Below are 13,486 nucleotides of genomic sequence, written 5' to 3' on the forward strand. Positions count from 1 at the left end.
GTAAGCGGCACGGTTCCTCCTGCCCTGGTGCGTTCTGCCCGGGGCCGACTCCAAGGACTTCCTCGTGTCGCTGCCGTCGCGCACGCCCAGCCTGTGGGCGCATCGTGATTTCCTCAGCCTCTGGCTCGGCCAGACCGCATCGCAACTCGCTGGCTTTGCCGGCCAGGTGACCCTGCCACTGGTCGCCGTCGTCTCACTCGGGGCCGGGGCGGCCCAGCTCGGCGCGCTCCGCGCTGTCCAGCAGCTCCCGATCCTGATCTTCTCGCTGTTCGTCGGCGTCTTGGTGGACCGCTGGCAATCCCGCACCGTGATGGTGTACGCCGACCTGGGCCGAGCGCTCGTCCTCGCGGCCGTCCCACTCGGGTGGATGCTCGGTCTGCCGTTCCTGTACGTCGTGGCGTTCACCGCCGGCGTGTTCACGGTCTGTTTCGACGTGGCGTACCAGGCTGCCCTGCCGCGGTTGGTCGAGCGTGATCAGCTTGCCCAGGGCAACAGCATGCTGGAGACCACTCGCTCGGCCGCGCAGATCTGCGGCCCGGCGCTCGGTGGCGCACTGGTGTCGTTGCTCACCGCGCCGATCGCGGTCCTCGCGAGCGCGGTGCTGTTCGCCCTGTCCAGCTTGTCGATCCGGCGCATCCGGCGGCTGCCGAGCAGGAGCTCCGAGGCGTTCAGCGGCGTGGTGCGGCAGATCCGCGACGGACTGCGGATCGTCGTGCACGACGGGTCGCTGCGGGCGATCGCGACGGCGACCTGCGTGTACCAGTTCTCCTTCACCGCGCTGACCACCGTGTACCTGCTCTTCGTGACGCGCACGCTGGACCTGCCGGGTGCAGTTGTCGGCCTGGTGCTCGCCGCGTTCGGCCCGGGCGTGCTGATCGGCTCGCTCCTGTCCAGTTGGCTGCCCCGATGGTTCGGCTACGGCCGGGTCGTGGTGTTCGCCGCCTTGATCTCCGACCTGGTCATGCTGTGCACCTCAGCGCTCCACGGCTCCGGACCGGCAGTGGTGGCCGCACTAATCACGATCAACGTCCTGTACGGCGTACTGAGTCAGACCGTCGACATCGCGGTGACGGCCATCCGGCAGGCGGTCACTCCGCTCCCGGTCCAGGGACGTGTCGTGGCCACGATTAACTTCCTCGGCATGGGCCTGACCCCGCTCGGTGCCCTCCTCGGCGGTGCCGCGGCCGGAGCCTTCGGCATCCGGACTGCACTCTTCGCCGCCACCGCGGGCCTGTTCCTCTCACCGCTCGCTCTGAGCCTGTCCCCACTGGCTCGCCTGGGTCGTAGCCTGACGCGATGAAACGGATCTTGGTGACCGGGATGTCCGGAGTCGGGAAGTCGACCGTCGTCGCGCGGCTGGCCGAGCTCGGTCATCGGGCGGTGGATCTGGACTCCGACGCATGGTCCGAATGGGTGGACAGCGCCGATGGCGGCCCGTCGCCGTCCGAGCCGGGACGGGATTGGGTGTGGCGAGCGGACCGGGTCAAGGAGCTGCTGGCGGATGAGCGGGACGGTGTCTTGTTCGTCAGTGGTTGTGCGTCGAACATGGGGCAGTTCCGGGATCGATTCGCCGGCGTCGTACTGCTCATTGTGACGGCCGAGGTGATGGCCGAGCGACTGACCCATCGGACCACCAATGTGTACGGAAAGCAGCCGGAGGAGTTGGCGCGGAGCCTGGAATTCAAGGAGACGGTCGAACCGTTGCTGCGCGACGGCGCGGATCTGGAGCTGGACGGGGCCGCGCCGCTGGCGGACGTCGTGGCGCGGATCGAACGCTTCGCAGCGGAATCCGGAGGCTGAACGGATCGGCCAGGGCGCTGTTCCTATGCTGTCAGGGTGCATCCGTCCTCCTCCCGTCCGCCGCGCGTGCTGTCGTGACGGGACCGGAGCAGCTGGCCGTCATCGCAGCAGGGCTCGGGGCCGGCATGCTGACGTCCACGGTCGGCGTCGCGTCGCTGATCAGTTTCCCGGCCCTGATCGCGCTCGGGATTCCGCCGGTGGTGGCCAACGCGTCGAACACGATCGGACTGCTCCCTGGAGCGCTGAGCGGCTCGTTCGGGTATCGCCGTGAGTTGCGTGAAATCTCCCGGCCGATCACGATCGCGGTCGTCCTGGCGTGTGCGATCGGCGCGATCGGTGGTGCGGCGTTGCTGCTCGCGCTGCCGGCCGGCGTCTTCGCGGCGGCGGCGCCGTGGCTGATCCTGTTCACCTGCCTGATCGTCGGCGTCCAGCCCTGGATCGCGCGCCAGCTGCGGGCCCGGAACGGGCGGTCCCCCGAGACGATGACGCCGGCGACGACCTTCTTCACCGCCCTGACCGGCGTCTACGGCGGGTACTTCGGCGCCGGCGCGGGCGTGATGATGATGGCGGTGCTCGGTCTCGGCCTCGACCTGGAGCTCCGGATCGTCAACGCTCTCAAGACGCTGGCCCTGCTGGCCGCGAACCTGGTCGCGAGCGTGATCTTTCTCTTCATCGCAGACCTCGACCTGACCGCGGCCGCCCTGCTGGCGGTCGGTTCCGTGGTCGGTGGGTACGTCGGTTCGCACATCGGCCGCCGTCTCCCGAGCGGACTCCTCCGCGCCCTGATCGTGATCGCCGGTGTCGTCGCCGCCGTACTGATGCTTCGCTAGACGTGCTGTGTGATCCCGTTCTTGAACAGCTGCCGATCGCGCCCGAAGCTGACCGCGTAGACGAGGAACCAGAAGCCGGCGACGGCGAACGAGATGAGCATCGGGCGCCATCCAAGCACGCGGATGGCGCCCGACGGGTCACGCCAGGCTGGTCAGTGACGAGATCGACGCCTTGTGCAGGTGGGTGATGACGTTCTTGGTCTTCGGGTCGGACCGGTACTGGTAGGAGCCCGACTCGAACACCAGGTACGCGCGGCCGCCGTACTCGGTGATGCCCTCGGACATGCTCGGCGCCCGGAAGCAGCTCAGCGTCGCCTTGTCCAGATCCGGCTGTCCGCGGCGGACGACGTACAGGTTGCTCAGCTTGTCCCGGCCGTACGACGTGCTGAAGATGAAGTGCGACTTGGTGACCAGCAGGCCCTGGGTCTTGGTCGGGATCTCCCACGCTTTGTTGATCGTGGTCAGCGTGCCGTCCGGCTTGATCTTGTACTCGTACATCTTGCCGCGGCCGGTGTCGTTGAACTTGCCCGACCACAGCGAGTCGCCGTAGCTGGTCAGGAACGACGCGCCGTAGACCTTGCGCTCCGAGCCGGTCGCCTTCACGTACGGCGTGCCGGCCTTCTTCATCGCGGCGGCCAGGGTCGACAGCTTGTACTTGCGGATGCCGTTGGTGCTGCCCTGGACGAAGGCCCAGCCGTAGACGGTGGTGATGCCGCCGCCGTGCGTCTCGGCGATCGCGACGTCGCCGACGACCTTGTTGGTGGCCGGGTCGATGCCGACGATGATCGAGTTCTTGCCCGGGTGGTACATCGTCACCAGCAGCAGGTTCTTCGACCCGGACCAGTTCCACCAGGTGCCGATGCCCTGCGGGGTGTACGAGCCGAGCCGGGGCAGCGCGGCGCTGTTGCTGAACCGGCTGTCGTACTTCTTCGAGGCCGACGGCCCGTCGTAGAAGTGGCTGCCACCGGCGCTGGTGTCACAGCTGATGGCGCGCGTAGCCGTGACGGCGGTAGCGGTGGCGGCCGTGGCCGGCTGCGATGGGCCTTTGACGGCGACGGTGATCGCGGTGCCGGTGGCCAGGACACCCGCCAGGCCGAGGGCGATGAAGACCCGGCGGCGGGACAGTGTGGGGCGCAACTTAGTTCCTCTCCAATGGGTAAGACCGTCAATCTCCCACCATCGATGATGTGCGAGAGTCGTTCCGGGACCGGCGCGCGAGGAAGGTGCAGACCATGACAAATGTCACGAACTGGGCGGGCAATGTCAGTTTCGCGAGTGCGCTCGAGGCGCCGCGGTCGGTCGAGGAGCTGCAGGAGCTGGTTGCGGCGAGCGAGAAGCTGCGCGTGCTGGGGACCGGGCATTCGTTCAACCGCATCGCGGACAGCACGGGGACGCTGGTCAGCGTTGCCGAGCTGCCGAAGGTCATCGAGGTCGGTGACAGTGGAGTCACCGTGTCGGCCGGGTTGCGGTACGGCGAGATCACGGCGGCTCTGGAGGCCCAGGGGCTCGCGTTGCACAACCTGGGGTCGTTGCCGCACATCTCGGTAGCCGGGGCGTGCTCGACCGGGACGCATGGGTCGGGGGACGGGAACGGACCCTTGGCGGATGCGGTCAACGCGATCACGCTCGTGGACGCGAGTGGTGAGCTGGTCACGCTGACCCGGGGCGACGCGGACTTCGCCGGTTCGATCGTCTCGCTCGGAGCCCTCGGCGTGACGGTGAGTCTCACGCTCGACGTGCAACCGTCGTACCAGGTCAGTCAGGTCGTGTACGACGGGTTGCCGGTGGAGCGGCTCGGGACGGACTTCGCCGCGGTGATGGGGAGTGCGTACAGCGTCAGCGCGTTCACCGACTGGGTCGACCCGGACGTGATGGTCTGGCGCAAGCAGCGCGGCCACGAGCCGATCCAGCCCACCTGGCTCGGGGCGAAGGTTGCCGACGGCCCCCGGCATCCGATCAAGTCGATGCCGGCCGACTACGCCACCCAGCAGGGCGGCATCCCCGGACCGTGGCACGAGCGCCTCCCGCACTTCCGGCTCGAGTTCACCCCGAGCAATGGCGACGAACTGCAGTCCGAGTACTTCGTCCCCCGCGAGCGGGCGGCCGAGGCGTTCGACGCATTGCGGGCCCTGGGCAACCAGTTCGCGCCGGTCATCCAGGTCTCCGAGGTCCGGACGATCGCCGCCGACGACCTGTGGCTGAGCCCCAGTCAGGGCCGGGACACCGTCGCCCTGCACTTCACCTGGATCCAGGACGAGGCCGCCGTACGTCCGGTGGTCACCGCGCTGGAGGAGGCGATCGCCCCGCTTGACGCCCGGCCGCACTGGGGCAAGGTCTTCGCCGCCGACGCCGCGACACTCCGGCAGCGCTACCCGAAGGTGCCCGACTTCATCGCGCTCGCCGCGAAGTACGACCCGGCAGGCAAGTTCCGCAACCCGTACCTGGACACGTATCTACCTAGCTGAGATCCACCAGCGACAGCGGAAGGTCCTCGATCGGGTACGACGCGTACGGCGTGCGGAGCAGCGTCCCGCTGACATGGCGGGCGCTGTTGCTGAGCACGACCCGGCCCTGATCGTTGACGATGGCAACGGTACGGCGAGTGGCCCGGAGGCACGGCAGCACGGCCTTCTCGAACGTGAACACCCGGACATCGGCGCCGGCCACGCCGACGAAGCGTTCCCCGGCCGGAACCGGCACGGTGAAGGTCAGCGTGTAGTCGTCGGTGCAGAGGTAGTCGACGTACGGCCCGGTGATGTGGCGGCGCCCGGTCGTGCGGGGTACGTCGTACCAGGGCAGGGATCCGTAGTCGTAGAAGTTCTCCCCGCGGGGATCGGTGTCGACCACCAGGCGCTCGGCCGACCCGTTGCTGAGCATGAACCACTCGAGCCACCACCGGGAGTCGGCCAGTACGTCGACGGCCGCGACGAAGCCCGCGCCCTGGACCCGGCCGTCAGGATCGGTCAGCGCGGGATGCACGAGGTCGGCGACACCAGTCAGGTCGCCGCGGCGCACGCTGTCCCGGTCGGCGAACACCTCGCCGACCGTGCTCGCGACCCGATCCGCCAGCCCGAACGCTTCCCCGACAACGGACTCGACCACGTCGAGCACGGCTTCGAGACCCGCGTCGAGCGTCAGGGCGGCAGTGCCTTCATAAGAACTCATCAGTCCTCCAAGGCCAGTCTGAGGTCGATCAGGCGGGCGGTCGAGTCGGCCACCCGTTCCTCTGCGGCGGCGCGGGCTGCATCGCCGTCGGTGCGGTCGATCGCCCCGACCACGTCCCGGCAGCTTCGCACGGTGCGGCGGTGGCTCTCGTCGTCGCCGAACGCGAGCCAGAGCAACGTGCCCACCTCCGCCTGCAGGCTCACCTCGGCGCGATAGAGCCGGGTGGACTGGGCGGTCGCGGCCACCTCGATGTGGAACTGGGCGTCGGCCCGGCGGCGTCCGCCCAGACCCTTGGCGCTCTCCAGGCTGTCGCAGACCGCGACGAGCCGCTGGACGTCATCCGGTGTCGCGCGCTCGGCCGCGAGTCTGGCCGCCGTACCCGCGATCGCGCTGTAGTGGTCGCCGAGGTCGCGCAGTTGCGCGAGGCTCAGCTCCTCCAGCCGGTCCCGGACGATCGCAGTGGACATCTCCTCCTGCGCGCTGACGAAGCTGCCGCCGCCACGACCGCGCCGGGTGTGGATCAGTCCGCGTAGCCGTAACGACGACAGGGCTTCCCGGATCGTCGTGGTGGACACACCGAAGATGCCGGCCAGGTCGGCCTCGCCGGGGAGTTGCTCGGAGTCCGGGATCAGGCCGAGGGCGATCGCGTCGGTCAGCCGCCGCGCCACCAGTTCCGACCGGCTGAGCGTCTCCAGCGGTGCGAACACCGCCGCCGCGCCACTGCCGTAGAACCGCAGCGCCATCCCGCCACCCTCCAAGCCACGGACACAGCCGCCGGACACAACTCCGGCAACATTCTCACCGATCTCTTGAACTTTAACATCTGTTTTCATATGTTTACGGCCACAGCGTCCAGCCTCCATCCCGGGAGTTCTCTGATGCGAACAGTGCGAAATCTGATCGACGGAACACCGCGGGACGCGCTCAGCGGCGCTACCAGCGAGCTCGTCGATCCGGCCACCGGCAAGGTCTTCGGTACGGCGCCACTGTCCGGCGCGGACGATGTCGACGCGGCGTACCAGGCCGCGGCCGCCGCCGCACCAGGCTGGGGTGGTGCGACTCCCGCCGAACGGCAGCGTGCGTTGCTCCGCTTCGCCGATCTGGTCGAGGCCCGCGCCGAGGATCTCGTCGCCGCCGAGTCGGAGAACACCGGCAAGCCGCTCGAGCTGACCCGCACCGAGGAACTCGTGGTCATGGTCGACCAGATGCGCTTCTTCGCCGGCGCCGCCCGGTTGCTCGAGGGCAAGTCGGCCGGTGAGTACATGGCCGGCCACACGTCCTGGATCCGCCGCGAACCGATCGGCGTCGTCGGTCAGATCACGCCGTGGAACTACCCGATGATGATGGCGGTCTGGAAGTTCGGTCCGGCCCTTGCCGCCGGCAACACTCTGGTGCTCAAGCCGGCCGAGACGACGCCGGTGACCACGGCGATGCTCGCGGAGATCGCGGCCGAGGTGCTGCCGCCCGGTGTCTTCAACGTCGTCTGTGGTGACCGCGCGACCGGACAGGCCGTGGTCGCGCACCCGACGCCGGGCCTGGTCAGCATCACCGGTTCGACCCGGGCCGGCACCGAGGTCGCGAGTACGGCGGCTCTGGACCTGAAGCGCACGCACCTCGAACTGGGCGGCAAGGCGCCGGCGGTCGTCTTCGCCGACGCAGACCTCGCCGCGGCGGCGGAAGCGATCGGCGTCGCCGGCTACTTCAACGCCGGCCAGGACTGTACGGCGGCCTGCCGAGTGCTGGTCGACGCCAAGGTCCACGACGAGTTCGTCCAGACCCTGGTCGAGTGGGCCCGCTCGAATGCGCGACCGGGGCTCGCCGACGACACCGATGCGCTCTTCGGCCCGCTGAACAGCAGCCATCAACTCGATCGGGTCCGCGGCTTCCTCGCCCGTATGCCAGAGCACGGCTCGATCGCGCTCGGCGGCCAACGGCCGGGCGGGACGCTTGCCGACGGCTACTTCCTCGAAGCGACTGTCGTCACCGGTTTGCGGCAGGACGACGAGATGATCCAGGACGAGGTGTTCGGGCCGGTCATCACGGTGCAGTCGTTCAGCGACGAGGACGAGGCGCTGCGGCTGGCCAACGGTGTGCAGTACGGCCTCGCGTCGAGCATCTTCACCGCCGACCACTCCCGGGCACTGCGGATGTCCAAGGCCCTGGACTTCGGGTGCGTCTGGATCAACACGCACATCCCGCTGGTGGCGGAGATGCCGCACGGTGGCTTCAAGCATTCCGGCCACGGCAAGGACCTGTCCCTGTACGGCGTCGAGGACTACACGCGGGTCAAACACGTGATGTCGGCGGTCGGATGAAGACTCTGGACGAGCAGGTCGGGACCGTGACGGCGGACGCCACCGCGGTCAGCCTGCGCGGGCTGCGGAAGACGTTCGGCGACGTCACCGCGGTGGACGGCATCGATCTCGACCTGGCCGAGGGCGAGTTCTTCTCGATGCTCGGCCCGTCCGGTTCCGGCAAGACCACGGTGCTGCGGATGATCGCCGGCTTCGAGGTGCCTACTGCCGGCCGGATCCTGCTCGGCGGCGTCGACGTCACCGATCAGGCGCCGTACGCGCGGGATGTGAACACGGTCTTCCAGGACTACGCGCTGTTCCCGCACATGAGCGTGCAGCAGAACGTCGAGTACGGGCTGCGGGTGAAGGGAGTCGACCGGCGGAGTCGCCGTACGAGGGCTGTCGACGCGTTGGCGACGGTCCGGTTGGAGGGGTACGGCGACCGCCGGCCGAGTCAGCTGTCCGGTGGGCAGCGACAGCGGGTCGCGTTGGCCCGGGCGCTGGTGAACCGGCCGAAGGTGCTGCTGCTGGACGAACCACTCGGCGCGCTCGACCTGAAGCTCCGGCGGGAAATGCAGCTCGAGCTGAAGGCGCTCCAGCGCGATGTCGGCATCACCTTCGTGTTCGTCACCCACGACCAGGAGGAGGCGCTGACGATGAGCGACCGGATCGCCGTGTTCAACGGCGGCCGGATCGAGCAGCTGGCCGCACCGGCCGAGTTGTACGAGCACCCGGCGAGCGCGTTCGTGGCCGGCTTCGTCGGCACCTCGAACCTGCTCGAAGGTGAGATCGCGGCGACCATCCTGGGGACGTCCGGGCTGTTCACCGTCCGCCCCGAGAAGATCCAGCTGCAGCCCCGCGACACCGTCGCCGAACCGGGGCTGTGTACGGCGACCGGAGTCGTCCGTGAGGTGGTGTACCTGGGCTCGGCGACCCAGTGCGTGGTCGACCTGGACGCCGGCGGCTCGCTCATCGTGCTGCAGCAGAACGCGCAGGGATCCGTGCAGGACAAGCTCGAACTTCGGGGTGCCCAGGTCCGGCTCACCTGGCACCGCGAACACACCGTCGCGATCGGCGGTCCGAACTAGCAGCCTCCGCCCCGAACCCAAGGAGCTTTGGATGAAGAGACTCAGTGTGGCGGCGAGCCTGGCCGTGCTTGCGTTGCTCGCGGCTGCGTGTGGCACATCCGGCGGCGGCAGTTCCAGCGACAACGCCGCCGGCGGGAGCAGCGGGTTCAGCGCACCGGACCTGCCGAAGCTCGACAAGCTAGGGACAGGGGAGGGCAAGCTCAGCGTGCTGGCCTGGCCCGGGTACGCCGAGGACGGTTCGAACGACCCGAAGGTCGACTGGGTCACGCCGTTCGAGAAGCAGACCGGCTGCCAGGTGACGGTGAAGACGTTCGGTACGTCGGACGAGGCCGTCAGCCTGATGAAGACTGGGCAGTACGACGTGGTGTCGGCCTCCGGCGACGCGTCACTGCGGCTGATCGCGGGCGGACAGGTGGAGCCCGTGAACACCGATCTGATCCCGAACTACGCCGACATCTACCCGTTCCTGAAGAACCGTCCGTGGAACTCGGTGAAGGGCCAGATGTACGGCGTACCGCACGGCTACGGCGCGAACCTGCTGATGTGGCGGACCGACAAGGTGAAGCCGGCCCCGACGTCGTGGAGCGTGGTCTTCGACGCCAATTCGCCGTACAAGGGCACGGTGACGGCGTACGACTCGCCGATCTACATCGCCGACGCGGCCATGTACCTGATGGCGACCAAGCCGGACCTGGGCATCAAGAACCCGTATGCCCTGGACGACAAGCAGTTCACCGCGGTGGTGGATCTGCTCAAGCAGCAGAAGACGCTGGTGTCGGAGTACTGGTCGGACTACCTGAAGGAGGTGCAGGCGTTCACCAGCGGCAACTCGGTGGTCGGCACCACCTGGCAGGTGATCGCCAACGTCGCCACCGGGGAGAAGGTGCCGGTGCAGGTGACCGTGCCGACCGAGGGTGTCACCGGATGGTCGGACACCTGGATGGTCAGCGCGACGTCGAAGAACAAGAACTGCGCGTACATGTGGATGAACCACATCATCAGCCCCGAGGCGAACGCGGCAGTGGCCGAGTACTTCGGTGAGTCGCCGGCCAACGCGAAGGCCTGCACCAAGACGGCCGACAAGAACCACTGCACGACGTTCCACGCCGGCGACCAGGCCTACTCCGAGAAGATCTGGTACTGGACCACGCCCATCGAGCAGTGCCTCGACGGCCGCACCGACGTCAAGTGCACCGACTACACCCGCTGGACCCAGGCCTGGACGCAGATTAAGGGATGAGCACACTTCACCGTCGCCCCCGAGCCCGGCTGGCGTTGTTGCTCGGCCCGCCGATGCTGTGGCTCGGGGTGGCGTATCTGGGGGCGCTGGCGGCGTTGTTCATCACCGCGCTCTGGACGCAGAACGGGTTCACCGGGCTGATCGAGCGTAACTGGACGCTGGACAACTTCCGGACCCTGTTCACCGTCGACGTGTACCGGACGATCGCCCTGCGCACGATCGGGGTCGCTCTGCTGGTGACCGTGATCGACGCGCTGGTCGCGTTCCCGATCGCGCTCTACATGTCGAAGGTGGCCGGGCCGGGGTTGCGCCGGTTCCTGCTGGTGGCGGTGCTGATGCCGTTGTGGGCCAGTTATCTGGTCAAGGCGTACGCGTGGCGCGGGATGTTCTCCGAGGGCGGGCTGGTGTCCTCGGCCTTCGAGGCGGTCGGGCTGAAGTCGCCCGGCTACGGTCTCGCGGCGACCGTGGTGACGCTGGCGTATCTGTGGTTGCCGTACATGGTCCTGCCGATCTACGCCGGTCTCGAACGGCTGCCGGACTCGCTGCTGGAGGCGTCCGCCGATCTGGGCGGCCGGACCACCCAGACACTGCGGCGGGTGATCCTGCCGATGATCGTCCCCGCGCTGGTGGCCGGCTCGATCTTCACCTTCAGTCTGTCGCTCGGTGACTACATCGCCGTCCGGATCGTCGGTGGCACCAACCAGTTGCTCGGCAACGTGGTGTACGACAACGTGGGTGCGGCCAACAACCTGCCGTTCGCGGCCGCCGTCGCCACGATCCCGGTCGTGGTGATGGTCGGGTACCTGGCGGCGGTACGGCGTACCGGAGCGATGGAGAGCCTGTGATGACGATCTCCCGATCGACCCGGATCGTGCTGCGGGTCCTGACCGTGCTGATTCTCGGCTTCATCTATGTACCGCTGCTGCTGGTTCTGGTGAACTCGTTCAGTGTGAACAAGACGTTCGCCTGGCCGCCGCGGGACTTCACGCTGGAGTGGTGGCGCCGGGCGGCCGAGAGCCAGGGTGCGCTGGACGCGCTCTGGGTGAGCGTGCGGGTGGGACTGGCCGCGACCGTGATCGCGCTGGTGCTCGGCACGATGATCGCGTTCGCACTGCAGCGGTTCGCCTTCTACGGGCGCGACACCGTGTCGCTCCTGGTGATCCTGCCGATCGCCCTGCCGGGCATCGTCACCGGGATCGCGCTGAACAACGCGTTCCGGACGATCTTCGGCTGGGAACTCGGGTTCTTCACGATCGTGATCGCGCACGCGACGTTCTGCATCGTGACCGTGTTCAACAACGTGATCGCCCGGTTGCGCCGTACCGGTGTCGCCTTGGAGCAGGCGTCGGCGGACTTGGGCGCGTCCGGGTTCACCACGTTCCGGCTGGTGACGTTCCCGCTGATCCGGTCGGCGTTGCTGGCGGGGGCGCTGCTCGCGTTCGCGCTGTCGTTCGACGAGATCATCGTGACCACGTTCACCGCCGGGGCGAACCAGCAGACGCTGCCGATCTGGATCTTCAACAACCTGTTCCGGCCGAACCAGGCACCGATCGTCAACGTGGTCGCGGCGACGCTGATCGTGTTCTCGGTGATCCCGGTCTGGCTGGCCCAACGACTGTCCGGCGACGCCGAATCACTAGGAGCAGGACGATGACAGTGGAGCAGGAACGCAAGCTGATCACGGAGATTCCGGGGCCGCGGTCGGTCGAACTGCTGGGGCGGGTACGGCGCTCGGTCGCGCGCGGGATCGGGATCGCGCTGCCGGTGTTCGTCACCGAGGCCGGCGGCGGGATCCTGGTGGATGCCGACGGCAACCAGTTGATCGACCTCGGGTCCGGGATCGCGGTGGTGAACGTCGGGAACGCGGCGCCTGCCGTGGTTCAGGCGGTGCAGGAACAGGTGGCCCGGTTCACGCACACGTGTTTCATGGTCACGCCGTACGAGGGGTATCTCGAGGTGTGCGAGGCGCTGAACCGGATCACGCCCGGCGACCACGAGAAGCGGTCGGTGCTGCTGAACTCCGGCGCCGAGGCAGTCGAGAACGCGGTGAAGATCGCGCGGGCGCACACCAAGCGGGACGCGGTGGTGGTGTTCGACCACGGGTATCACGGCCGGACCAACCTGACGATGGCGATGACGGCGAAGAACATGCCGTACAAGGACGGGTTCGGGCCGTTCGCACCGGAGGTCTATCGGGTGCCGACGTCGTACCCCTATCGGGACGGGCTGAGCGGGCCGGAAGCGGCGGCGCGGACGGTGGCCTCGATCGAGAAGTACGTCGGGGCGTCGAACGTGGCGTGCGTGGTCATCGAACCGATCCACGGGGAGGGCGGGTTCGTCGTACCCGCTGAGGGGTTCCTGCCCGCGGTCGCGCAGTGGTGCCGGGACAACGGGGTGGTGTTCGTCGCGGACGAGATCCAGACCGGGTTCGGGCGGACGGGTGATCTGTTCGCATGTACTCACGAGGGCGTCGTACCGGATCTGATCACGCTGGCGAAGGGGATCGCGGGCGGGCTGCCGCTGGCCGCGGTCACCGGCCGGGCCGAGATCATGGACGCGCCGCACGTGAGTGGTCTCGGCGGGACGTACGGCGGGAATCCGGTGGCGTGCGCGGCCGCGTTGGGGGCGATCGCGACCATCGAGACCGAGGATCTGCCGGCCCGGGCGCGCGAGATCGGCGACATCATGCTGCCGGCGCTGCGCGAGCTGGCCGCGCGGCACCCGGTGATCGGCGACGTCCGAGGCCGTGGCGCGATGATCGCGATCGAGTTGGTCGACGGGTCGGGTGCGCCCGATGCGGTCGCGACCGCTGCGATTGCCAAGGCCTGCCACGCCGAAGGCATGGTCGTGCTGACCGCAGGGACCGACGGCAACGTCCTGCGCTTCCTGCCCCCGCTCGTGATGCCGCCGGACCTGCTGCGGGAGGCGATGAGCCTGCTGGCGAAGGTGATCGACGCGCGCTAGGGGCAATACCGTTCAGTTAAGGGGTTTGACTTGGTAGGTGGGCGGTTGCTGGGGCTGGGGCCAGGTGCGGTGGTCGGCGCGTTTGACGTGCCACTTGGGCATCTT

13 protein-coding genes are annotated in these 13,486 nt (G+C 68.2%); 10 read left to right on the forward strand and 3 right to left on the reverse strand.

Annotated elements, in window-relative coordinates:
• Positions 1 to 64: 64 nt before the first annotated feature.
• The 3 genes from ACXC9Q_RS41500 to ACXC9Q_RS41510 all read left to right on the forward strand — a co-directional run bounded on the left by ACXC9Q_RS41500 (position 65) and on the right by ACXC9Q_RS41510 (position 2,630).
• Complete coding sequence (locus ACXC9Q_RS41500; protein WP_457062510.1) at positions 65 to 1,300, forward strand: MFS transporter; 1,236 nt, start codon at positions 65 to 67, stop codon at positions 1,298 to 1,300.
• Positions 1,297 to 1,800 carry an AAA family ATPase gene (locus ACXC9Q_RS41505; protein ID WP_457062511.1) on the forward strand — a complete coding sequence of 168 codons (504 nt, stop codon included), beginning with the start codon at positions 1,297 to 1,299 and terminating at the stop codon, positions 1,798 to 1,800. Before ACXC9Q_RS41500 ends, ACXC9Q_RS41505 begins: the two co-directional genes overlap by 4 nt.
• Before the next feature lie 74 nt (positions 1,801 to 1,874).
• Positions 1,875 to 2,630 (forward strand): TSUP family transporter, encoded by a 756-nt coding sequence (locus ACXC9Q_RS41510; RefSeq protein ID WP_457062513.1) that lies wholly within the window; start codon positions 1,875 to 1,877, stop codon positions 2,628 to 2,630.
• Between the two features lie 138 nt (positions 2,631 to 2,768).
• On the opposite strand, the gene ACXC9Q_RS41515 is transcribed toward ACXC9Q_RS41510, so the two are convergent.
• On the reverse strand, positions 2,769 to 3,767 hold the full coding sequence (locus ACXC9Q_RS41515) for a hypothetical protein (protein ID WP_457062514.1): 999 nt from the start codon (positions 3,765 to 3,767) through the stop codon (positions 2,769 to 2,771).
• A 95-nt stretch (positions 3,768 to 3,862) separates the two neighbouring features.
• On the opposite strand from ACXC9Q_RS41515, the gene ACXC9Q_RS41520 reads away from it, so the two are divergent.
• A complete protein-coding gene (locus tag ACXC9Q_RS41520; RefSeq protein WP_457062515.1) occupies positions 3,863 to 5,095 on the forward strand; it encodes a D-arabinono-1,4-lactone oxidase in 1,233 nt (410 codons plus the stop codon).
• Here ACXC9Q_RS41520 and ACXC9Q_RS41525 read toward each other — a convergent pair.
• Positions 5,088 to 5,795 carry a cache domain-containing protein gene (locus ACXC9Q_RS41525; RefSeq protein WP_457062517.1) on the reverse strand — a complete coding sequence of 236 codons (708 nt, stop codon included), beginning with the start codon at positions 5,793 to 5,795 and terminating at the stop codon, positions 5,088 to 5,090. The two genes, ACXC9Q_RS41520 and ACXC9Q_RS41525, sit on opposite strands and share 8 nt — an antisense overlap.
• Positions 5,795 to 6,538 (reverse strand): FadR/GntR family transcriptional regulator, encoded by a 744-nt coding sequence (locus ACXC9Q_RS41530; protein WP_457062518.1) that lies wholly within the window; start codon positions 6,536 to 6,538, stop codon positions 5,795 to 5,797. Before ACXC9Q_RS41530 ends, ACXC9Q_RS41525 begins: the two co-directional genes overlap by 1 nt.
• 135 nt (positions 6,539 to 6,673) lie before the next feature.
• Here ACXC9Q_RS41530 and ACXC9Q_RS41535 point away from each other — a divergent pair, with 135 nt between their 5' ends.
• The 6 genes from ACXC9Q_RS41535 to gabT are packed head-to-tail and all read left to right on the forward strand — an operon-like array spanning position 6,674 to position 13,381.
• Complete coding sequence (locus ACXC9Q_RS41535) at positions 6,674 to 8,110, forward strand: gamma-aminobutyraldehyde dehydrogenase (protein ID WP_457062520.1); 1,437 nt, start codon at positions 6,674 to 6,676, stop codon at positions 8,108 to 8,110.
• Positions 8,107 to 9,177 carry an ABC transporter ATP-binding protein gene (locus tag ACXC9Q_RS41540; RefSeq protein ID WP_457062521.1) on the forward strand — a complete coding sequence of 357 codons (1,071 nt, stop codon included), beginning with the start codon at positions 8,107 to 8,109 and terminating at the stop codon, positions 9,175 to 9,177. Before ACXC9Q_RS41535 ends, ACXC9Q_RS41540 begins: the two co-directional genes overlap by 4 nt.
• 31 nt (positions 9,178 to 9,208) lie before the next feature.
• Positions 9,209 to 10,417, forward strand: a complete 1,209-nt coding sequence (locus tag ACXC9Q_RS41545) for an ABC transporter substrate-binding protein (protein WP_457062523.1) — start codon at positions 9,209 to 9,211, stop codon at positions 10,415 to 10,417.
• Positions 10,414 to 11,262, forward strand: coding sequence for an ABC transporter permease (locus tag ACXC9Q_RS41550; RefSeq protein ID WP_457062525.1), 849 nt, complete (start codon positions 10,414 to 10,416; stop codon positions 11,260 to 11,262). The genes ACXC9Q_RS41545 and ACXC9Q_RS41550 overlap by 4 nt, the downstream gene beginning before the upstream one ends.
• The gene (locus ACXC9Q_RS41555; RefSeq protein ID WP_457062527.1) at positions 11,262 to 12,071 is read left to right on the forward strand and encodes an ABC transporter permease; all 810 of its coding nucleotides are present in this window, start codon (positions 11,262 to 11,264) and stop codon (positions 12,069 to 12,071) included. The genes ACXC9Q_RS41550 and ACXC9Q_RS41555 overlap by 1 nt, the downstream gene beginning before the upstream one ends.
• Positions 12,068 to 13,381, forward strand: coding sequence for a 4-aminobutyrate--2-oxoglutarate transaminase (gene gabT / locus ACXC9Q_RS41560; RefSeq protein WP_457062529.1), 1,314 nt, complete (start codon positions 12,068 to 12,070; stop codon positions 13,379 to 13,381). The genes ACXC9Q_RS41555 and gabT overlap by 4 nt, the downstream gene beginning before the upstream one ends.
• Positions 13,382 to 13,486: the final 105 nt, after the last annotated feature.

Source organism: Kribbella sp. CWNU-51, from assembly GCF_054073265.1.

Excerpts from the sequence above, each read along its gene's own strand:
- ACXC9Q_RS41535 (WP_457062520.1), top strand. The coding sequence starts at position 6,674 with ATGCGAACAGTGCGAAATCTGATCGACGGAACACCGCGGGACGCGCTC.
- ACXC9Q_RS41525 (WP_457062517.1), bottom strand. The coding sequence starts at position 5,795 with ATGAGTTCTTATGAAGGCACTGCCGCCCTGACGCTCGACGCGGGTCTC.
- ACXC9Q_RS41530 (WP_457062518.1), bottom strand. The coding sequence starts at position 6,538 with ATGGCGCTGCGGTTCTACGGCAGTGGCGCGGCGGCGGTGTTCGCACCG.
- ACXC9Q_RS41550 (WP_457062525.1), top strand. The coding sequence starts at position 10,414 with ATGAGCACACTTCACCGTCGCCCCCGAGCCCGGCTGGCGTTGTTGCTC.
- gabT (WP_457062529.1), top strand. The coding sequence starts at position 12,068 with ATGACAGTGGAGCAGGAACGCAAGCTGATCACGGAGATTCCGGGGCCG.
- ACXC9Q_RS41520 (WP_457062515.1), top strand. The coding sequence starts at position 3,863 with ATGACAAATGTCACGAACTGGGCGGGCAATGTCAGTTTCGCGAGTGCG.
- ACXC9Q_RS41540 (WP_457062521.1), top strand. The coding sequence starts at position 8,107 with ATGAAGACTCTGGACGAGCAGGTCGGGACCGTGACGGCGGACGCCACC.
- ACXC9Q_RS41545 (WP_457062523.1), top strand. The coding sequence starts at position 9,209 with ATGAAGAGACTCAGTGTGGCGGCGAGCCTGGCCGTGCTTGCGTTGCTC.
- ACXC9Q_RS41555 (WP_457062527.1), top strand. The coding sequence starts at position 11,262 with ATGACGATCTCCCGATCGACCCGGATCGTGCTGCGGGTCCTGACCGTG.
- ACXC9Q_RS41505 (WP_457062511.1), top strand. The coding sequence starts at position 1,297 with ATGAAACGGATCTTGGTGACCGGGATGTCCGGAGTCGGGAAGTCGACC.